General features: G+C 54.6%; 15 protein-coding genes. 8 read left to right on the top strand and 7 right to left on the bottom strand.

From position 1 onward, the window contains the following. Positions 1-122: 122 nt before the first annotated feature. The gene (locus PN477_RS15690) at positions 123-590 is read left to right on the top strand and encodes a stage II sporulation protein M (protein ID WP_272147426.1); all 468 of its coding nucleotides are present in this window, start codon (positions 123-125) and stop codon (positions 588-590) included. On the opposite strand, the gene PN477_RS15685 is transcribed toward PN477_RS15690, so the two are convergent. After that, positions 587-4,822 (bottom strand): sensor domain-containing phosphodiesterase, encoded by a 4,236-nt coding sequence (locus PN477_RS15685; RefSeq protein ID WP_272147424.1) that lies wholly within the window; start codon positions 4,820-4,822, stop codon positions 587-589. The two genes, PN477_RS15690 and PN477_RS15685, sit on opposite strands and share 4 nt — an antisense overlap. Positions 4,823-5,045: 223 nt before the next feature. Beyond that, on the bottom strand, positions 5,046-5,876 hold the full coding sequence (locus PN477_RS15680; RefSeq protein WP_272119508.1) for an alpha/beta hydrolase: 831 nt from the start codon (positions 5,874-5,876) through the stop codon (positions 5,046-5,048). A 204-nt stretch (positions 5,877-6,080) separates the two neighbouring features. Between PN477_RS15680 and PN477_RS15675 the strand changes: the two genes are divergently transcribed. Next, positions 6,081-7,760 (top strand): HD family phosphohydrolase, encoded by a 1,680-nt coding sequence (locus PN477_RS15675; RefSeq protein WP_272119507.1) that lies wholly within the window; start codon positions 6,081-6,083, stop codon positions 7,758-7,760. A 4-nt stretch (positions 7,761-7,764) separates the two neighbouring features. Then, positions 7,765-10,896: a cyclic nucleotide-binding domain-containing protein gene (locus PN477_RS15670; RefSeq protein ID WP_272147422.1), complete on the top strand. Its 3,132-nt coding sequence runs from the start codon at positions 7,765-7,767 to the stop codon at positions 10,894-10,896. Between the two features lie 335 nt (positions 10,897-11,231). Here PN477_RS15670 and PN477_RS15665 read toward each other — a convergent pair whose 3' ends face one another. The 5 genes from PN477_RS15665 to PN477_RS15645 form a co-directional block, all read right to left on the bottom strand. Next, positions 11,232-12,341, bottom strand: a complete 1,110-nt coding sequence (locus PN477_RS15665) for a TRAP transporter substrate-binding protein (RefSeq protein ID WP_272119505.1) — start codon at positions 12,339-12,341, stop codon at positions 11,232-11,234. A gap of 176 nt (positions 12,342-12,517) precedes the next feature. After that, complete coding sequence (gene egtD / locus PN477_RS15660; protein ID WP_272119504.1) at positions 12,518-13,522, bottom strand: L-histidine N(alpha)-methyltransferase; 1,005 nt, start codon at positions 13,520-13,522, stop codon at positions 12,518-12,520. Between the two features lie 124 nt (positions 13,523-13,646). After that, positions 13,647-14,897, bottom strand: coding sequence for an FAD-dependent hydroxylase (locus tag PN477_RS15655; RefSeq protein WP_272119503.1), 1,251 nt, complete (start codon positions 14,895-14,897; stop codon positions 13,647-13,649). A 75-nt stretch (positions 14,898-14,972) separates the two neighbouring features. Then, complete coding sequence (locus PN477_RS15650) at positions 14,973-15,158, bottom strand: PCP reductase family protein (protein WP_272119501.1); 186 nt, start codon at positions 15,156-15,158, stop codon at positions 14,973-14,975. Between the two features lie 9 nt (positions 15,159-15,167). Further along, complete coding sequence (locus PN477_RS15645) at positions 15,168-16,733, bottom strand: DMT family transporter (RefSeq protein ID WP_272119514.1); 1,566 nt, start codon at positions 16,731-16,733, stop codon at positions 15,168-15,170. Positions 16,734-17,090: 357 nt separating this feature from the next. Here PN477_RS15645 and PN477_RS15640 point away from each other — a divergent pair, with 357 nt between their 5' ends. The 5 genes from PN477_RS15640 (at position 17,091) to PN477_RS15620 (ending at position 21,591) form a co-directional block, all read left to right on the top strand. Continuing rightward, on the top strand, positions 17,091-17,396 hold the full coding sequence (locus PN477_RS15640; protein WP_272119499.1) for a hypothetical protein: 306 nt from the start codon (positions 17,091-17,093) through the stop codon (positions 17,394-17,396). Positions 17,397-17,726: 330 nt separating this feature from the next. After that, positions 17,727-19,256, top strand: a complete 1,530-nt coding sequence (gene psbB, locus PN477_RS15635) for a photosystem II chlorophyll-binding protein CP47 (RefSeq protein ID WP_272119497.1) — start codon at positions 17,727-17,729, stop codon at positions 19,254-19,256. 161 nt (positions 19,257-19,417) lie between these two features. Next, positions 19,418-19,513, top strand: a complete 96-nt coding sequence (locus PN477_RS15630) for a photosystem II reaction center protein T (RefSeq protein ID WP_072619384.1) — start codon at positions 19,418-19,420, stop codon at positions 19,511-19,513. Between the two features lie 207 nt (positions 19,514-19,720). Next, positions 19,721-20,227, top strand: a complete 507-nt coding sequence (gene nrdR, locus PN477_RS15625; protein ID WP_272119492.1) for a transcriptional regulator NrdR — start codon at positions 19,721-19,723, stop codon at positions 20,225-20,227. Positions 20,228-20,592: 365 nt separating this feature from the next. Then, positions 20,593-21,591: a 30S ribosomal protein S1 gene (locus tag PN477_RS15620; RefSeq protein WP_072619382.1), complete on the top strand. Its 999-nt coding sequence runs from the start codon at positions 20,593-20,595 to the stop codon at positions 21,589-21,591. The last annotated feature ends 398 nt before the right edge of the window (positions 21,592-21,989 follow it).

The following is a 21,989-nucleotide window of genomic DNA, read 5'->3' as shown; positions in this document are numbered from 1 at the left end:
CAGGATAAATCAATGGCGTTAGTCGTTGAGCCTAGCAACCCTCTGCAACTCTCGTTGTTTGAGTGGATAAATGGTCAGGTAACTGGCTGTTCAGAATCCCCCACTATAGCCCGTAGGGTTTAGTGGGGGAGTATGTCAAGATCAACAATTTGCGGGTTTCCTTCACTGTCGCCGCTGGGGGGATCGCGGCGGGGGTGCTGACGGTGTATATCCTCGTGATCAATGGCATTTTATTGGGGACAGCCGCCACCCTCGTCGCCCAACAGGGTTTAGCAATGCCGTTTTGGGCTTTTGTACTCCCCCATGGAGCCTTAGAACTGCCGGCCATTTTCGTTGCGGGGGCGGTGGGGTTGTTGTTGGGGCGGGCGTTGCTCTGGCCGGGGGTCTATGGGCGGCGGGATGCGTTGCAATATTACGGGGGCGAAGCGGCGCGGCTGCTGTTTGGGGTGGTGGTGTTGTTGATCGTGGCGGGGGTGATTGAGGCGTTTTTCTCACCGCAACCGCTGATTCCGGATCTGTTTAAATACCTCTTGGGGGCGGGCTTGTTGACGGGGTTGATCGCCTATGGGCAGCGGCAACGACCGGGTTAAGGGAGGCGATCGCAAAACCACCGCTCCGCCCGTTCGGCATCCATCGGACGGGAAAACCAATAGCCCTGCCCCAACTCACACCCCAACGCCAGGACGGTATCGCGCTGGGCTTCGGTTTCAATCCCTTCGGACACCACATCCGTGCCGATATTATGGGCCAGGTCAATAATTGTTTGGGCGATCACCACTTTCGCATCATCGGTATCAATGTCATTGACAAAGGAGCGGTCTACTTTAATCGTGCTGATCGGTAACGTATGGAGACGACTCAAGGAGGAATAGCCCGTCCCAAAGTCATCAATGCAAAGACCCACGCCCAGATCGCGCATCTGTTGGAAAATAGCACAGTCTACGGTGGTCATGGCGAGAAAGCCGGTTTCAGTGATTTCTAGTTTTAACTGGGTGGGAGGTAGGTGGAAACGGTCGAGAAGGTGTTGAATGCGATCGACCAGATCGCTATATTTCAACTGCACGGGCGAGACATTGACCGTGAGGACGAGGTCGGCCATGGCGGGGATCTGCGATCGCCACTGGGCCAACTGGCGGCAGGATTGTTCTAGCACCCAGAGGCCAATGCTTTGAATTTCCCCCGTTTCCTCCGCCACCGGAATAAATTCATCGGGGGTAATCCAACCCCGCTCACCATGACACCACCGCAACAGCACTTCAAAGCCGTAGACCCGATGGGTTTTCAGATCCATGATCGGCTGATAGTGGAGTTGGAGTTCTTGAAGCTCAAGGGCGCGTTTGATGTCGTGCTCTAGGTTCAACCGGGTGAGGGCGAGGGGGAACATCGACGGTTCAAAACAGGCGTAGCTATTGCCCCCTTGGCCTTTGGCGCGGTACATGGCAAGGTCGGCATCCCGCAGGAGTTGATCGGGACGTTCGTAGGTGGCGGTATCGCTAAAGACAATGCCGATACTGGCACAGACGGAAAACGTGCGTTGGTCAAGGCAGATCGGGCATTGCATCTGCTGCACGAGATGGGTGGCGATCGCTTTCACCGCCTCCGGGTCGAGGTTTTCCAGTAAAACGGCAAATTCATCCCCCCCAAAGCGGGCTAACTTAGCCGGTGCGGTGAGGGAGTCGCGCAGGCGTTGGGCAACCGCTTTGAGGAGGTGATCCCCGACAATATGCCCCAGACCATCGTTAATGATTTTGAAGCGATCGAGGTCAATGAACAACACCGCGTAGGGGTAGGCTGCCTCGGTGGGGGCGGCGGCGATCGCCTGCTGAAGTTGTTCTGTAAACCAGGTGCGATTATGCAGTTGGGTTAATGGGTCATGGTAGGCGTTGTAGTGGAGTTCCGCTTCCGCGTGGCGACGGGCGGTGATGTCCTCCACCGTGCCTTCAAAATAGAGCAGATTGCCGTTATTGTCGTAGACGGCCCGTTGGGTTTCGGCAATCCAAATCACTGTGCGATCGCGCCGATAGACCTGGGATTCTTCATGGTAGATCATCCCATCGGTCTGGGTTTTTTGGATTAACTCCCAGCGACGGGAAGGGTTCACATACAGTTGACGGCCAATATTCGTTAAATTGCGAATCAAATCCATCGGAGACCTATAGCCATAGAGCCGGGCTAAAAATGGATTGGCATCCAGATAGCGTCCTTCTAGGGTGGTTTGAAAAATGCCCTGGTTAATATTTTCAAAAATACTGCGGTATTTCATTTCACTATGGCGCAGCGCCGATTCCACCGATTGGCGATGGAGTTCGCTGCGATAGGTCATGATGAACCGCCCCAAATCCCGCGCCATCAGTTCGAGAATCTCCTGCTCATGATCCATAAACGGCGACTGACGCGGGACAGGACTGGCAAAGCTCAAGATCCCATAGATTCCCGTTTCAATTTGGATGGGGGTGCTAATGCAAGTCGCGATGGGAAGATGCGGGGCCAAGGGGTGGATCGTTGCGGTTTCAGCGGTTGTACTGATCTGGGTGCGACGCTCAAAGATCACGACCTGTTCATAGATGCGGCTGAGGGGTAATAAGCCGTCTACTGCCACGCTCAAGCTGGGCTGCTCGGTCTGAAAAGAGTCCAGGTGACAGTGGCCGCCTTGAATTTGCAGAATCATACCCACGGGCAAATTTAATAGTTGACACCCGGCCGTCAGGTAAGCCTTACAGAGTTCGGCAAAGCGGTTATAGGAGTGGGTGCTGAGGCGGTGGAGTTCTTTGAGGTTGCGGCTAAAGTGGGTGAGCATTTGGGAGGTTTCGCGGGCCCGGGCTTCGCTTTCGCGGAGGGCTTGGGCGGCCCGGGCGCGATCGCTATAATCCACATCCAAGCAATACAGTTCCAACTCTCCCGTTAAATTGGGAATTAACACCGCACTGGCATAGACCGTCAGGATTGCGCCGGTTTTGGTGCGCAGTTGCACTTCTTGACTGCGGGGAACCGTAGGGTTTTGGAAGCTGTCGTCCATAAATGCGACTAACACCTCCCGTTGATCGGGTAAGCCTAAGAGGTCTTCGAGCCGCTGCCCCAGAGCTTCGGCGGCGCTGTAGCCGTAGAGCTTTTCGCTGGCACGATTCCAAAAAATGACGCGGCGATCGCGGTCATACCCCTGCACCGCAATTGAGGGCACTTCCTCAAACAAATGCCGAAACCGCTGCTCACTCTGGCGTAACGCCTGCTCTGACTCTTGTTGCTGAAATTTGGCCCGTTGGCGTTCGAGGGCAATCCCCGCCAGGTGGGTCGCTTCCCACAACAATTGCCGCTCGGCAACGGTGGGATGGCGAGGCGTGGCGGCATAAAAACAAAACGTCCCTAACAAGTCCCCCGTCGCCGTCAAGATTGGCATCGACCAGGCAGCCTGCAAGTCATATTTGAGGGCAAGTTTGCGACTGTTTTCCCAGGCGGGATGGGTGGCAATATCCGCCACAATCACCGGCTCACGACGATGGGCTGCCGTACCACAAGACCCCTGATTTTCCGCCACCGGCAACCCATTGATGGCTGCTGAATAGGCCGGCGAGAGACTCGGAGCAACCCCGTTCTGTAAGGTATGGCTCGCCGGATCGTAGATTAAGATGGCTCCCCGGAGGTCAGACAATTGACTTTCAATCACCAGAATTAAATCAGTGAGAATTTTGGTGAGGGGGACATCCGTCACAATCGCTTGGAGGATTTTTTTTTGTCCCATCAAGAGGGCCTCATGGCGCTTCTGCTCGGTAATGTTTTGAATCGTCCCTGCCATGCCCAAAATCTGTTCGCCATCCCTTAAACTTGCGCCCTGGGCCAAAATCCACAGATAATGCCCTTCCTGGTGGCGCATCCGGAGCTCAATTTGATACAGTCCACCGGTTTGCAAATACTCTTGCACCACTCGCTGATGGCGATCGGCATCATCGGGATGGACTAATGCCTGCACCACATCAAAGGAAAGCTCCATCTCCTGATCAAGACCCAGCAACCGATAGAATGACGTTGACCACAGGACATGATCCTGACGTAGATCCCATTCCCAAAACCCGTCCGTTGTGGCTTGGATCATAAAGGTGAGCTTGGCGGTGAGGTTTTGTTGCGTTGTGGTTTGCTGGTGATGCTCGGTGCGGTCTTTTTCGCGGATGAGTGCGAGGGGATAGGCCGGGTCTTGACCGGGAATGATGGTCAAATCCAGGGCAATCCAGCGGGATTCTGCTTGCAGAGTTTGTTCAAATTCTGTGGAGTAGGGGGTGCTGGTCTGGAGGTGTGCGAGGAGATCGTGAAGAATTGGTGTGTGGGCATAGTCGTCGGGTAGAGACTGGGGATCGGGATGCCGTTGGGCAGCGATCGCATTTTGCCAGAGAAATTCACCGTTTAAATAATATAGCCGCAGGCCATCGGGGCTATGGTCAAGGATAGACAAAGCTTGATTCGCGACAATCCCTAGGGGAACGGGGATCGCCGCCACCCCTTCCACTAACCATCCTGACCCCAATGCTGAGGGCAACGGTGAGGCTTGGAGGGTGAGTGCCACCGGCCCTTTGCCGGGGAGGTCAAGGGATTGAGTCACCACCCATGGCGGTTGGGAGGGTGAGGCAAGCCACTGACGGACGAGGGCTTCATGGCAGGGGGTGAGGTATTGGGTCAATGCGTCGAGTGCTTCGATGCCAATCAGAGTAAAACAGGCAGAATTGGCCCAGCGAATCCGTGCTGTTTCAGGATTCACAATCCACAGGGGCGATCGCAGGCAATCCCAAGCCGTTAACTCAATGAATGATCCCTGGTCTGTATTCACGTTTGACATTAAGAGTGAGGGTAGAACCGTGGAGCATGGGAGACGGTTTTCAGTGATTGAATCGGACAAACAAGCCAACCCAGACCACTAGCTGGCCGGAGTATCGGATCAACCTCTACCCCAGTTTAACCGTCTAAAGATCTGGGTCGTTCCCTAAGGATAGTGAGAATCCCATCGGGTATAATTTCCCAGTAACTATCAATCTGTCCCAGAATTTATCTTGGCTGAACCTCTATTTTAGACTACGCTCTTCAAGCTCTTCGGTAAAATCCTGGAGGGTTTTTCTGTAGGCGGAACCGGCGACCCAGATCAAATCATTGTGCCCGGCTCCTTGTACCCAAAAGAATTGTTTGGGATCAGGGGCGGCGGCCCAAAGTTGTTGACCATGATCGAGGGGAATGGTCTGATCCGCTGTGCCATGGATCACCAAAACAGGACAATTCACCGCTGCAAGTTTGGCGATCGTGTTAAATTTTTCAAAGGGAAAAATAGGGATAGGAATGACGGTGCGAAACGCGGTGGTGAAGGTACTTTCGAGAATGAGGCCAGCCACGGGAACGCGGGTGGCGAGATCAGCGGCGGGGCCACCGCCGACGGAACGACCGAGGAGGAGGATGCGATCGCCCTCAATCCCGCGTTTTTGGGTGAGGTAATCATAGGCGGCGGTGATATCAACGTAGGTATGGGCTTCGGAGGGTGTGCCGTCGCTCGTTCCATAGCCGCGATAGTCGTAGGCCAAGACGTTAAACCCCGCCGCCACGAGTTCCTGAAGAATGGGGTCAATGTCACCGAGATCTTCGGCGTTGCCGTGGGAATAGAGCAGGGTATAGGTGGCGTTGGGGTTGGGGTAAAAGACGGCGCTGATGGTCTCCTGGGGCGAGACGGGCAGTTTTAAACTGTGGGCATCATCCTGATAACTCGCGGGGCCGGGGACGAAGATCATCGCATCGGCTCGGAAGAAGACATAGAGGGCAACGATCGCATAGATCAGCACCAGCGATCGCACCAGTCGCACCCACGACCATTCCCCAATCAAGATCCGCCGCCATCGCTTACGATTCATCCCCTCAACCCCCTCAATGTCAGGTCAATTTTACCGATCAAGGAGTCCCCGCGATTATTCCATCGTGGCAAGAAATTACCACCGCCAACAATCTGGATCGAACTCGATACAATTAGTATCGTTCCCCATCTCCATCGGCTGCTAGGGTACTATCCTTGAGAATATAGTTGCATTGTTTTTTTCATTCATTCCTCATTAACTGTCATGACTTCTCATGTATCGCACAGTTCAGGGTCAGACCTGTCAGTTATTTCAGGCGATCGCATTGAGTTAGTAGAAAAACTATTGTCCATTGGCAGTGCCCTATCGGTCGCGCAGGATCTCGAAGAACTCTTAGCCTTCATTCTCACCAAGAGCCGCGAGATCACCTGTAGTGATGCCGGGAGCGTCTTTCTTGTTGAACGAATGGATGATGATAGCACCTGCCTGCTGTTTAAAGTTGCTCAAAATGATTCCATTCCCCATGTGCCGCTGCGGGAGTTTGCGATTCCGATTACCCCCCACAGCTTGGCGGGCTATGTGGCCCTCACCGGACGCACGTTAAATATTCCCGACGCGCAAACGATTCCGCCCGGCTTACCCTACACCCTCGATCGCAACTTCGACCAGGATTTTGACTATCGCACCTGTTCTGTGTTGGTGTTGCCGATGCAAGACAATACCGGCGAGACCATCGGGGTGTTGCAACTCATTAACCGTAAACTAGATGCCACGATTAAACTCACGCCGGATAACACGCTCCATGTGACGCAGTCCTATTCCGTGTGGGAAGAGCGCATTGTGCGATCGCTCGCCTCCCAAGCCGCTATTTCCATCGAACGCAACACCCTCCAAAACAATATTGAGCATCTGTTTGAAGGGTTCGTGAAAGCCTCAGTCCAGGTGATTGAATCCCGTGATCCCACCACCTCGGGCCATTCTGAGCGGGTGGCGGATCTCACCGTTGCCCTCGCCCACACGATCAGCGATGTGAAAGGGGGGCCGTTGGGTCGGCTGCAATTTGATCACCGTCAGATCCAAGAAATCCGCTATGCCTCCTTGCTCCATGACTTCGGGAAAGTGGGCGTACCTGAAGCGATTCTCAACAAACGGAAAAAGCTCTATCCGGAACAACTGGCGGTGATTCAACAACGCTTTGCGGTGGCCCAGCGCACCCTACAACTCGAATGCGCCGAAGCGAAATATGCCTATCTTGTCAACCATGCCAGCCATGGCCATCACGCGGGCCAACCCTGCGCCCATTGTGACCATCTCAAGGGGTTGGATCAGCAACTGGAACGGGCGATCGCAACGTTACACCAATACCAAGCTCTGCTGTGGGAACTCAATGAACCCGAAGCCCTCTCCAACAAACGCTTTGAAGCCCTGGCCGATGATGTATTAGCCGACCTCACCGCCCTCGCCGAATACAAATACCGCGACGTGAACGGCGAACTACAACCCCTCCTCACCCCCCAGGAAATTGAGCAGTTAATGCTGCCCACGGGTAATCTCACCCAAATGGAATGGCAGGTCATTCAAGCCCATGTCACCTATTCCTACGAATTTCTCAAGCAAATCCCTTGGACGAAACAGTTAAAATCCGTGCCGATCATTGCCTACGGTCACCATGAAAAACTCGACGGCAGCGGCTACCCCCAAGGACTCAAAGGCGATCAAATCCCCATTCAAACCCAGATGATGACGATCGCTGATATTTACGATGCCCTCACCGCTGCGGATCGCCCCTATAAACGTCCCCTGCCTTTACACATCGTTGTGAAGGTCTTAGGGGAAGAGGCCGATAAAGGCCGTCTGAATTTTGACTTAGTCCAGATCTTTTTACAAAAACAGGTGTATCGGGTGCTCGGTCATGGGGTCAGTCCCCCATCCGATGCGGCATAGAACCGTGATCATTCAGGACTGGTATCGCTCCCTGGGGGTGACGGAACAGCAGCGCACCTTGATGCAGTTGTTGCTGGTGTCGGTGACGACGACGGCTCTGAGCATTATGGGGTTGGTGGTGGGGAGTGCGTTGTTTTTAACGGTGGTGGGGACGACGGGGCTGCCGTTGGCCTATGTGGTGATGGGGGGGGTGTCGGTGCCGATCTATTTGGGGTTGGCGCGAATTGTGGATCAGGTGCATCGGCCGCGCTTGTTTCGGCGGATCGTGTGGGTGGCGATCGCGTTCACGGTGCTGCTGCGGTTGGGGTTGGGGCTGTATCCTCCCGTGACCTACTACCTGCTCTATGTGGGCCTCTATATTCAATGGATTTTGATGTTGGAGGTGATGTTGCCGAGTTTGGTGACGGACTATTTTACGAGTTTGGATTGGAATCGCTATGCGGCGGCGTTGCGGATGGCGATGGCGGTGGGGGGCCTATTGGGTGGGGGGTTGGCGACGGGGCTAGCCCGTTGGTTGAGCACCCCTAATTTGCTTTGGGTGTTGCCGGTGTTGGCGGGGCTGCTGTGGGGCCAGTTGTGGGGGGTGGAGCGATCGCTCACGCCCCTGACCGCTTCAACTCCGGAAGATGAAGCCGCTCCCCCCTCACTGCCGTTAACCTGGGCCACCTTACCCAGTTATCCCATCGTGTTTTTTCTGGCGGCGAGTACGTTTTTGTTTATTCTCCTCTACTGCATTGGGGAATATATTTACTTCGCGGTCTATATGCAGACCTTTGGCGATCGCGAACAACTCACCCAGTTCCTCGGCACGCTCCGGATGGTGAACAATATCATCCCCTTCGTGGTGCTCTATTGCCTGACGCGGCCCCTGTTGCGCTGGTTCGGGGTGGGAATGATGAATCTGGTCTATCCGCTGGCCACTCTGATCGCCTTTACCGGCTTAGGCCGGTCTCTCTCGCTCCCCTGGGCGGTGTGGGCAAACCTCACCAATGATGGGTTGGATGACAGTCTCAATCAACCGATCCATTCTTTGAATTACAATGCTGTGCCCTACGGGTGGGTGGGGCAAGTGCGGGCGATGAGTAATGGGTTGGCCTATGCGATGGGGTTGGCGGTGGCGGGTCTGGTGTTGGCGGCGGCCCAGCGGGGCCTGAGCTTAACCCAAATTGCCTATGTTGGCATGGGGTTGAGTGGGGTGTTTGTGGGGGTGCGCTACGGGATGGGGCGGAGTTATGTGCGATCGCTGCTGCGGATGTTGCAAACGGGGACGGTGCAATGGGAACAGGTACGCGACGGGTTGGCCCGACTTTCGACGCAGTACAACAGCCAAGTGGATACCCTCCTGCGTAGCGAGGAGCGTCAATCCCAAGTCTTGGGCTTGAGTCTCGCCACCCAACTGAAAAACCCCCAAAACTGTTTCCCGGACATTGATCCCCTTCTGACCACCGATGATCCTGTATTACAGCGGCATTTGATCCGGTTTTTGGCGCGGAACCCTCACCCCACCTTGACCCATTATCTCCATTGCCATCTCGACAGTGAGCAGCCTCAGGTGCGATCGCTCAGTCTCGAAGCCCTGATCACCCGGCGGACTCCCCTCGCCGCCCTCCAAATTCAGCGCCTCCTCGCAGACCATGACGACCCCATCACCCAAGGCCTCACCTGTATCGCCGCTCAACTCTTCCACCCCGCCGAGACCTCCCTTCAACACCATTGCTCCCAAATTTGGACGACGCTGCCGTTAACCTCCGAGGATCGGTTACAGATGATTCGGGCCATTCGGGGCGCACGGGATCATCGTCTGATTCCGATGGTGCAGCATCTGTTACAAGATGGGTCGGTGGAGGTGGTACGGGCTGGGTTGGAAACCTTGGCACGGTTGGCCCGGCCGGGGGAAACGGCTTTGGTGAAGTTAGTGGAGCGCGAACTCACGACCTTTGATCCCCTGGTGCGGGCGATCGCGCTCCAACTCGTGGGTGTGTTGCAAAATCCGCGCTTGCTCTTGGATGTGGCGGTGGGGCTAGAAAGTCCCTATCTCTCCGTGCGGCTCTGGGCGGCGCAAGCGTTGGGAAACTATGGCAACAAAAGCCTGCGGGTGAGCAAGGTGTATCTCGCGTCGCGACGGTTTGAGGTGGTGGAAGCGGCGATCGCGGCCATCGGTCGGATCAATACCCGCCAAGCCACCGACACCCTCTATCATTTTCTCCGCCCCGATTACCAACGCGCCGTCCAAATCGAACAATGGCTGATACAACTGCCCAGCGATTCCCCCCTGTGGCAGATCGTGCGGGCGATTCTCCTCGATGCCCAGCAGCGCATTATCAATCGCGTCTTTGCTGTTCTCCGGGCGATGGATCGCAACCATCTCCTGCCGCAACTGGAGCAGGCTCTGCACACCCGCGATCGCCGCCGTCGGGCCAATGCGATCGAAACCCTCGCCGCTAGCTCGTTGCGCCGCTTCATCGTCCCGATCATCCATCTCCTCGAAACCGATGACCCCATTGCCCCCCAACCCGCCGCCAACCTGCTCACCAAACGCTCCATCCTCGTACAAGAACTCCTCAATGCGGATGATCCTTGGCTGCGCCTCAGTGGTTTCCTGATCCTTTCCCACGGCGGCGACCCGGTTCCCCTCCCCCTCTGTAGTGACCCTCACCCCCTCGTCCAACGCCTCGCGGAGTCCCTCCACAGTGGCCAACAGACTCGCATTCCGGAGCATGATTGGTTTCTCACGCAACTTTTGTTTTTAAAAACCCAGTCGTGGTTGGGTCGCTTGACCTTAGACGAACTCGAAACCGTGAATGTGGGGTTTAATCAGCACGATTTTCAGGCGGGCGAGGTGATCTGCTCACCGGGCGATCGCCTCCAAAAGTTCTATCTAATCTACGACGGCGATGTGTTGCTCAAAGAACACGCTTGTATTTTGACCCAGGGGGAAGGGTTTGGCGCGATCGGCCTGTGGGAAGATGCCAGGGTGCAATTTAGTGCGATCGCCAGCACCGACTGTAGCCTCCTCTCCCTCTCCCGCAAACGCTTTAACCGCCTCGTGGATCGATGCCCGCGCCTCTTAGGCTACATGGCCAGCCTCACCGACATCACCGATTTTGCTGGATGCAGTTTTGACGGTGAGCAATAGCGAAGGGTGCGATCGGGAGCAAGCCAGAGGCTCTGTCGTGCGAGCTTCTCGCTCGCTGCCGCCTAACTTGCTGCTGTCCCTTTAAATGGGTGGGTTACGGCGGATTGTTAGATTGCAGTTATAGCCTAATATTCTAGCCGCCTAACCCACCCTACTAGATTGACACGGCTAAAGTAAGGCATTAAGTAGGGTGCTGTTAGCGAAGCGTAACGCACCAAGCACAGATATTTCAGCGATCGCAGCCATTGCATAACTTAAGACGTGCCACGACACTACAATAAAGCACTAGTTTAGCTGTGCCATAATACGACAACCACGCGCTAACTCACTATCGTCTAGCTTTCCGGGGCGACGAAGCGAGTAAAGCTCAACTCATTAATCGCATTCCAGGCCACCACCTCTTGCCGGAACTGCTCCCACTGCTCATACACCGTGCGGAAGGTTTCATCCTCGGCGCTGCTTTCCTCAAATAATTCCTGGGTGGCGGTTTGGGCAGCGGCGAGAATTTCAGGGCTGTAGGTGCGTAGTTGCACGCCCTCCCCTTGGAGACGAATCAACGCGGCACGGTTGAGGCTGTCGTATTGGGCCAACATGGTGAGGTTGGCTTCCTTGGCGGCGGCTTGGAGAATGGCTTGATATTCGGGGGGGAGTTTGTCCCAGGCGGCGCGGCTGATTAGTAAATCCAAGGTCGGGCCGGGTTCCCACCAGCCGGGGTAATAGTAGAATTTCGCGGCCTGATGGAGTCCTAATTTTTCATCATCGTAGGGGCCCACCCATTCCGCCGCATCGATCGCGCCTCGATCCAACGCCACAAAGGTATCGCCCCCCGGCAACACCTGCACATTTACCCCCAATTTCGCCATTACTTTTCCCCCTAAACCAGGAATCCGCATTTTGAGGCCGTTGAGGTCAGCCACGGATTGAATTTCTGTTTTGTACCAGCCTCCCATTTGAGCGCCAGTATTCCCCGCCGGGAAGTTGATGATGTTGAAATCGGCGTAGATGTTTTGGATGAGTTCTAAGCCGCCGCCGAAGTAGAGCCAGGCGTTTTGCTGTTGGGCGGTGAGGCCAAAGGGGACGCTGGCCCCAAAGGCGAGGGCGGCACTTTTGCCAATGTAGTAATAGTCGGCGGTGTGGCCACATTCCACGGCTCCATTTTGCACCGCATCCATGACTTCGAGACCGCCGACGATTTCCCCGGCGGCGAAGGGGGTAATGTCGAAGCGTCCCCCGGTGGCTTCACGGATGCGATCGCACACCGTTGTCGCCCCCCCAAAAATCGTATCGAGGGACTGGGGCCAACTGGTGGCCATGCGCCACTCCACGCGGGGGAGGCTATCTTCAGCGGTGGCAGAAGTGGAGGAGGTCGCCCCTTGACTACAGGCCACCAGACTGGCGGTGGTGGTGAGGGCAGCGGTGTTAAGGAAATTACGACGGTTTAGCATCTGAAAAAAATCGCGGCGACAGCATCAGTAATGATTGAGGCTAGCCTGTTTCTGCGATGGTTTTGATCAGGTTGTACGGATTCTTAACACCATCGAACCCTGAGCCTGGGGAAGGGGGGCGATCGCCTCCGGAGACGCGACGCGAATAACTCCCCTCAGCCATAGCCCTCTCAGGATTACCGCTGACAGAGGACGAGGCCAAACCACTGCTGATCATCCGTCCAGACTTGGCGGGGGGTGAGGTGGTGGCGTTGGAGATCGGCGTGGAGGTGGTCGAGGTTGAATTTGCGCGAAATTTCTGTGTGGAGACTTTCCCCCGCCGCAATGTTGATGGTGAAATCCAGATCGCGGAGGTGGACGGTTTGCGATCGCTGACTATCCAAATACATTTCCATCTGGCCCGCCGCTTCGTTATACAGGGCGCGATGGGTAAACTGGTCGAGGTCAAAATTGCCCCCAAACCGCCCATTGAGATGGGCCAACATATTGATGTTAAACGCTGCCGTTATCCCTGCCGCGTCGTTATAGGCCGCCTCTAAAATCTCCTTGGGTTTTTGCAGATCCACCCCTAAGAGCACATAATCACCGGGGTTAAGGGCGTTATCTAACTCAACAAAGAAGCGATCGCAATCCGCCGCCGAAAAATTCCCCAAGGTACTACCCAGAAAAATCACCAGCCGCGATCCGACGGGGGATTCTGGTAAATGGGCGATCGCCTGTTCATAGGTTCCCACCAGCCCCTGCACCTGCAAACGCGGATAGTCCTGGAGCAATTGCTCGGCACTGGCTACGAGAATTTCTTGACTGACATCAATGGGCACGTAGTAAAACGGCGCATCCAATTGATCATAGGCACTGAGAATGTAGCGGGTTTTCGTAGAACTGCCGCTGCCCAATTCCACTAGCTCACAGATGCCCGTCCGTTGGGCCAAATCATGGGCATACCGACGCAAGATGCCCGCCTCAGTACGGGTGGGGTAATATTCCGGCGTGCTACAAATCTGTTCAAACAGTTGTGAGCCGCGTTCATCATAGAAATAGCGAGGCGGCAGGGTTTTTTGAGGTTGGCTGAGACCTGCAATCACATCTTGACCGGCGGGGGTGATTTCGCTGGCGGGTGTGGTATCGAGATGGGTGATGGTCAGATTGGCACTGACCGGCGTGTGTGAGGAGGCAATCATAAAGAGGTCATGGAGACAAATACTATCTCTTTGCACAATACCGCTAATCAACGACCCAAACCAACTCCGAAAAAGGGATTAATCCTTGCAGGTTTTTGACCCTTTGAGCCATGGGGATCGGGCGTTATTGACCCGATTGGGCGATCTTGGGCATCCGGCCAAGGAGTCCGGTCATCAGGCGGAGGGCGAGGATTTTCGCCGGATAAATGAGATGGAGCACCCAGAGGCCGAGACGACGGAGGGCGACGATGGGCGCGATGCGATTGGAAAAGAAGCGATCGAGAAAATCGGTAAAGGCGAGAATGACCCAATTTTCTGGTTTGCGCCACCGTTCGTAGCGGTTGAGGACGGCGGGAGAGCCGAGGTCTTCGCCGTTACGGTGGGCGGTGGTGAGGACTTCGGCGAGGGCGGCAGCGTCGCGGATGCCGAGGTTTAAGCCTTGGCCGCCGACGGGATGGCAACAGTGGGCGGCATCCCCGATCAGGGCGAGGCGGGGCTGACTGTAGCGATCGCTCTGCATCAACTGCACGGGAAAGAGGAAGCGATCGCTAATCACCTCCAACCCGGTAAAACTATGCTGCGTCCGTTCGGCAAAGCGGTGTAAAAAGCGATCCGGCTCCAAGGCTTGCAGGGCCTTAGCTTCGGCATGGGGAGCCGTCCAGACCACTTGGCAGCGATTCCCCGGCAGGGGCAGCACCCCCATCGGCCCGTCATACCAAAAGCGTTCGTAGGCGGTGTCGTTACTGGGGTTTTGGTGGCGAATCGTGAAGGTAACGCAGGACTGCCAGTATTTCCAGCCTTTGGTGTGAATCTGCGCCTGTTGGCGAATGGGCGATCGCGCCCCATCCGCCCCGACCACTAACCGCGTTTTCACCTGTTTCGCCTCTTCCCCCTGGCGGTAATGCACCACGGTGTAATCAGTTCCGGGTTCAACCTGGGTCACTTGGGACTCACATCGCCATTGCACCTGGGGCGAGGCAGCCAGAAACGCCTGAAGCTCTGCCGTCAATACCTGATGTTCTGCCACATAACCCAAGGCGAGCAAGCCCACATCCTCCGGCCCAAAACCCACCGTCCGCCCATAGTCCGCATCGGACAGTTGAATCCGCCGAAAGGGAGCGATCTGCGGGGCGATTTTTTCCCAAATCCCGATCCCGCTGAAAATTTGGCTCGACAGGAGCGACACCGCATAGGCCCGTTGACGCTGTTTTAAGCCCGTGAGGGAATTCGCCTCGAACAGACAAATCCGCAAGCCCGACCCCTGAAGCGCCGCCGCTAACGTTGCGCCCACAATTCCCCCCCCGATGATGGCTAGATCACAATCGAGGGCGAGGGGGTCATGGGCAGGGTGGGGGGCAGAATCGAGGGTCAACATAAGCGTTTTGAGAGCCGTCAGAAAATTTACAGTTCTTTACTCTATTGTGAAGCGATCGCGCTTCATCCTGCAATCTCACTGCCCAAATTCCAGCCGCGCCTGCTCCACGATCGCCTCAGTCACGATGCCATCCTCAGTTTCACGGGTCAACGCTTCGATCCGTTGTCGAGCCTGCGATCGCACAAAATACGGAATATTATTCAATTTCTGACGAGCCGCCGGTGTCCACCGCACCGCACCGTCAAATTCTGCACTGGCCATCAGTTCACCTCACTTCGCCGGTTTTTTCAAAAAACGCTCCAAGTTCTGCCCCAGCACGCCCAGGGACACAATCACCATCCCCACCAACTGCATCGAACTCATATCCCGACCAATCATAATCCAAGCCAACAACGACGTTAAGGCTGGCCCCGAAGCCCCGAAAATCGAAGCCCGCGCCGCCCCGATATAGCTAATCCCCACATTATTCGAGAGATAGCTCAACAGCGTCAACGCCCCCAACACAAACCCACTAATGATCAAATTCGGCCACATCCCCGGATCAACATTAATCGTGCTTTGGGTAAAGGGCAAAAAGAGGCTCAACGCCGAGAAAATCAAAATCACGACGAAATTCACCACACTAAACGGCACAGGATGCAGTCGTTTCGTACAGGCCTGAATCAAAAGCACATGAAAGGCAAACGTCACCCCCGCACCAATGGCAGCGGCAATGCCTTCGGTGCTCATAGTGGCAGTGGCTGCCCCACCGGGAGACGCAATCAACACCACCCCTAAAAACACCGTAAAGGTTGCCCCCCAGCGCACGATCGAGGGCTGCTCCCCAAAAAAGAGCCAGGAACACAACACCGTCACAATCGGGAAAATGAAAAACAGCGTCAACGCCACCCCCGGAGACAATGCCCCCAGGGCCATATAAATCAACGCCGACGAGACAAAGAGGAAAAATCCACACCCCGTCACATAGGCATAGCCGATCCAGTCTTTCGCTTTGAGAAATCGCTGAATATCTGACCAACTATTGGGATAGAGAATCTGTGCCAACACCGCCATTAAGGGCACAACCACCACCATCCGCATGAACAGAATCATCAGGGAGTTACCAAAACTCGGCGAAATATAGCCCCCAGTGCTGAACACACCAAATAGAGACGACTCGTTCAAAATGATCGAAATGACGACATTTTGCAGCGACAACGCCAAGGAGGAAAACATCACCAACAGGAAACCCAGTTGGAGTGTAGAAAACTTGACTTTTTTCGGGGGGGGAGGGCTAGAGGGTGTACGGCTAGAAGGGTCAGGGGTTTGGGGTTGAGGATCGGTCTGGGTCGTTGGGGTCGTCTGGGTCGTTTCGGGTTGGCCGACGGTGCGGGGGGGCTGAATGGCCGTGGCGGCATCCCCGTCCGGAGTCCCATCTGTCCGCAGTTCTGTTTTTAACCGACTCACCAACGCTTCGAGGATCGCCTCTCCTTGCTGCTCCAAGCTGTACATTTGCCCCAACTGCTGTGACAGGGTGCTTTGATAGCTGTTGAGATCTTGCTGGAGGGTGCGAAAGGTGGTGCGCAGGGTGGTATCGAGGGAGCTAATCAGGCGATAGGCATTATCGTTGTAGTTGTCGAGGGCCCCATTGGGCAGGGTTCCCGGTGGCGCAGCATTGGGGTGGGATTGGCTCCGGATGTAATCGAGTAGTTGCTCCGCAATCATGGGGGCGAGATCTTGCGAGATGGCTTGCTGTTGCTTGATCTGCTCGTCTCGCTGGCGCTCTAGGGTCAATGTCTCGTTGATGAGTTCAGTTTTGCGCTCTTGCAGTTGATTGATTTCCTGCTTGAGCTGCATCACGAGACTGTGCTTAAGATTCTCTAGCTCTTGGGTAAGAGACGAAAGGCTCTGATCTGTTGTTTCTGGTGAGTCAGCATGTAAGTCCGATGATCTATCCAGTTGCCCCATTATCTGTTCCTCTGTGTTCGCAGTACCATGCCATTCCCCAAGAGCCGAGGAGTAGGTTACTGGTATTCTATGACGTTAGGCTACGGACGATCCGCGTGATAGATAGATTCTTTTTAGAAAGTTTTAACGGTTTCGCGGCAAAAAAATCATCCTCAGCGCAATTGGGGCTGCGGTAATGGTTGAGGGGGGCGAGATCAAGGGAATTCCGCAGGCTGACGTGTTGATTCATGGTGAGGTACTAGAACGATGACTCGTTATTTTTTTCTATCGGAAGGATGGCTAGTGGGTCGAGTGTGGGAGTTCGGCGGAATTTGGAATGAAGCCACTTGGCGGCGAAAACCCAAGATTCAACGGCTCAACCTGGGTTTAGTGGAGCAGGGGGAAACCCTGTGGCTCTACGAGGCAGAAGAGGCGGTTTTGATGTTGGAGGTGCGTCCGGAACCGGCTCACCCGGCGGCGGCGACCATTGGTCAGGTCATGCTGAAGCGGCTGATGGATGCGGATCAGGTCATTCATCGGCTGACCACGGCGGAGAGTCTGTTGCGCCCCTAGGGTATGGAGGCATTCAGGGGTGAAACTGGGCGCGGTTTTGGGTCAGCGTTGGGGGATGGGAGTGAGAGGGCGATCGCGCTTCCCCCGCCACTCCCCCTAAGCCCTGATATCCCGTACTCTTCTTCAGCACGCTTAATCCCTTAAAATCACCTTGCGATTCCCTCTCACAATCGTTTACACTTCTTTAAACAACTTTCAGCTTTGTCCGTAGTTTGGCAGACTAAACGCTTGAAGTCTTTCGTTTGAGACGATTTCGGCCGATAGCTGCTCAAGCTTCAGTTAAAAACAAAATCTGACTAGACACTATTTTCAATAGGAGGAGCGTAGTCGATGGGACTACCTTGGTACAGAGTACATACAGTCGTCCTAAACGATCCGGGGCGGCTCATTTCTGTGCATTTAATGCACACGGCCCTCGTTGCGGGTTGGGCCGGTTCCATGGCACTTTACGAACTCGCCATCTTTGATCCCAGTGATCCCGTCCTCAACCCGATGTGGCGGCAAGGGATGTTCGTGATGCCGTTCTTAGCGCGACTCGGTGTAACGTCCTCATGGGGCGGCTGGAACGTTACCGGCGAACCCTATGTTGATCCGGGTTTCTGGTCCATTGAAGGGGTGGCGATCGCTCACATCGTTCTCTCCGGTTTACTATTCCTCGCTGCCTGCTGGCACTGGGTCTATTGGGATCTCGAACTCTTTATCGACTCCCGCACCGGCGAACCCGCCCTCGACTTGCCCAAAATGTTTGGGATTCACTTATTCTTGTCCGGCTTACTCTGCTTCGGCTTTGGTGCATTCCACCTCACCGGCCTCTTCGGGCCAGGGATGTGGGTCTCCGACCCCTACGGGCTGACCGGGCATATCCAGCCCGTCGCCCCAGAATGGGGCCCCGCCGGCTTTAACCCCTTCAACGCGGGGGGCGTTGTCGCTCACCACATTGCAGCGGGTATTGTCGGCATCATCGCCGGACTGTTCCACCTCACGGTACGTCCCCCCGAACGGCTCTACAAAGCCCTGCGGATGGGGAACATCGAAACCGTGCTGTCGAGCAGTATTGCCGCCGTCTTCTTTGCTGCCTTCGTGGTGGCTGGAACGATGTGGTACGGCAGCGCCACCACCCCGATCGAACTGTTTGGCCCCACCCGCTATCAATGGGATCAAGGGTACTTCCAAGCTGAAATCGAAAACCGCATCGAAGCCAGCCTGGCTGACGGTGAAACCTACGCTGAAGCTTGGTCGAAAATTCCCGACAAACTCGCCTTCTACGACTACGTGGGCAACAGCCCCGCTAAAGGTGGTCTCTTCCGCGTTGGGCCGATGGTGAACGGGGACGGTATTGCCCAAGAATGGTTGGGTCACCCCGTCTTCAAAGATAGCGAAGGTCGTCAACTCTTCGTGCGCCGTCTCCCGAACTTCTTTGAAACCTTCCCCGTGGTCTTAACCGATGCGGATGGTGTGGTGCGTGCGGATATTCCGTTCCGACGGGCAGAATCTCAATACAGCTTTGAGCAAGCTGGTGTTGAAGTCAGCTTCTACGGTGGGTCTCTCGATGGTCAAACCTTCACCGACCCCCAACAAGTGAAGCAATTTGCCCGGAAAGCCCAATTGGGTCAACCCTTCAACTTTGATCGGGAAACCTTGGGATCGGATGGGGTCTTCCGTACCTCGACCCGTGGCTGGTTTACCTTTGGTCACGCTGTGTTTGCCCTGCTCTTCTTCTTCGGTCACATTTGGCATGGGTCTCGTACTCTCTACCGCGACGTGTTTGCGGGGGTTGGTGCTGACCTTGAAGAACAAGTGGAATGGGGTGTATTTGCGAAAGTGGGTGATAAATCCACTCGGATCAAAAAAGAAGCCTAAGACGCTTGAGACTGTTGTCAGGGGCGATCGCGCCTGGCAACGGTGAAGAAAAGGGAGAGAAATGACCTCATTTCTCTCCCTTTTGTTTTCAATTCAATCGTTTGGTTCCCGACAATTTCCTGCTAAACTAATAGCTAGCTGTATTTTTTAAACAATTTAAGATGGAAAGCGTAGCATATATCTTGGTTCTTGCGGCTATGATCGGCGTATTGTTCTTTGCGATCGCCTTCCGTGAACCCCCCAAAATTGAGAAATAACCCCCAAAATTGATCGAATCAGGATTCAGTCCCCCAATCACTGTACTGAATTCAGGCGATCGCTCAACCCTAGATAACCTCTCTTGTTATCCACTGTTTTGCAACTCAACACACGACCCAACACCACAGTATGCCCCTGCTTTCCTAGCCGGAAGTGAAAGCCTACTGTGGTTGTGTGTGTTCAAGATCAGGGATACCCCAAGCACCATGCAATGTCCCCACTGCCATCACACTGAAAGCCGTGTCCTCGAATCCCGCTCCACCGACAGCGAGAAAAGCATTCGACGACGGCGAGAATGTATGGATTGCAAGCACCGTTTCACCACCTACGAACGGATCGAATTCGTCCCGATCACAGTGATTAAACGGGATGGCCATCGGGAACTCTTTGACCACTCGAAGCTCTTGCGGGGCATTATGCGAGCCTGCGAAAAAACCGGCATGTCCCACGATCGCCTCGAAGCGATCGTCGAGGATCTTGAAAGCCAACTCCAACAACGCAGCCGCCGCGAAGCCACCAGCGCCGCAATCGGTGACCTCGTCCTCTCCACCCTCCGCCACGAAAACGAAGTTGCCTACGTGCGCTTTGCCTCCGTCTATCGCCAATTCACCGGCATTCAAGACTTTATCGACACCCTCAGCCATCTCCAGATTCACCAAGCCGAACAAGATGCCAAACGGCTCAAAACCCCATCCCCCCTTACCCCCCATTGAGCCATTGCAGTCCATTCAGCCCCTAATTTCACCACCACCATTGGATCGAAATGTCCCGATTGGGCTAGAATATAAATCCTGTGCATTTGCAAGAAAATGATACACTCGGAGTTGAAGTATCAACTCCTGTATGATCGGGCCTAACTTGAGCATACAGAAGCTTCAATTTCACCGTATTCTAGACGGCAATAACGCCTTCAACTCGGCGGGGCATCGTCGAGGGGGAGAGACAAATCAGACGGGTTTATCCACGTCTTGCACCAGCATCCCAAAATCCCATGCCGTTGATCGCAGGGGAATATGTCAATCGTGATTCCGTCGCAGTGAAACGTCACGGAGTTAAAAGCTAGGACACACTAACACACATGGTCAGTCAGAAGAACACCGCTAGTAACAAAGACATTGGTTTTACGCACGAAGATTTTGCCGCACTGCTCGATCAGTACGATTATCACTTCAGCCCAGGAGATATCGTACCGGGGACAGTGTTTAGCATGGAACCCAGAGGTGCATTAATCGACATTGGCGCTAAAACCGCCGCCTATATTCCCATTCAAGAGATGTCGATCAACCGCGTCGATGATCCCAGTGAAGTGCTACAACCGGATGAAACGCGAGAGTTCTTTATTCTGACTGATGAGAATGAAGATGGTCAGTTAACCCTGTCCATTCGTCGGATTGAATATCTGCGGGCTTGGGAACGGGTTCGTCAGTTACAAGCTGAGGATGCTACCGTTCGCTCCAATGTTTTCGCCACCAACCGGGGCGGGGCGTTGGTTCGGATCGAAGGTTTGCGCGGCTTTATTCCCGGTTCTCACATCAGCACTCGTCAAGCAAAAGAAGACTTGGTGGGTCAAGATCTGCCGCTGAAGTTCTTAGAAGTGGATGAAGATCGGAACCGTCTTGTTCTCAGCCATCGCCGCGCCCTTGTGGAACGGAAGATGAACGGTCTGCAAGTGGGTGAAGTGGTTACCGGCATGGTACGCGGCATCAAACCTTACGGGGCCTTCATTGATATTGGTGGGGTCAGTGGCTTGCTCCATATTTCAGAAATTTCCCATGACCACATTGACACGCCCCACAGTGTCTTTGCGGTGAATGATGAACTGAAGGTGATGATCATTGATCTGGATGCCGAACGGGGACGGATTTCTCTGTCTACGAAGCAACTCGAACCGGAACCCGGTGATATGCTCAAAAACCGTGATTTAGTCTTTGAGAAGGCTGATGAGATGGCTGAAAAGTATCGCCAAAAACTGCTGCAACAACAGCAGGGTGATGCGGATGAGGTATTAGTGGATGATGAACCTGAAGTGATGGAAACAGTGGCGGTGGATTCAGCCGCCGGCAATGAGGAAGAATAGATAGCCTCGCTGTCCTAGCTATAGCGATCCTCAATCAATCGGAGATCTGATCTCCTCATCAACAAGGGGCTTAAGCCCCTTGCCTGTTCATGAATCAAATAGGATTGCTAGATCCGATTTTGGGTTCGTTAGTTGAATGGGCCAATGATCAATAAAACTCCTCAGCCCCTGTGGTTGGGGAGTTTTGTGTGGGGGAGGATGGGCGATCGCACCAAACTCCCCTGTGATATTCTTGGACACAATTCATGACTCAAAAGCTTATCTTAAATGTGCAAAGAAGACTCCCACTATAAAGCGAGTCCGAGTAGAGTTACCGAAGGTAACGGCGGACGTGCCTTTTAGTGGCGAGATGAATTTGCACCAACAAACAAATCGAGCGACAGCGAGTCCTTTAATTG

Origin of the sequence: Spirulina subsalsa CS-330 (assembly GCF_028330765.1) — a bacterium.
Classification (GTDB): Bacteria; Cyanobacteriota; Cyanobacteriia; order Cyanobacteriales; family Spirulinaceae; genus Spirulina; species Spirulina subsalsa_A.
Note: the sequence above shows the minus strand (reverse complement) of the source record. Positions and strands in the feature narration are given on the sequence as shown.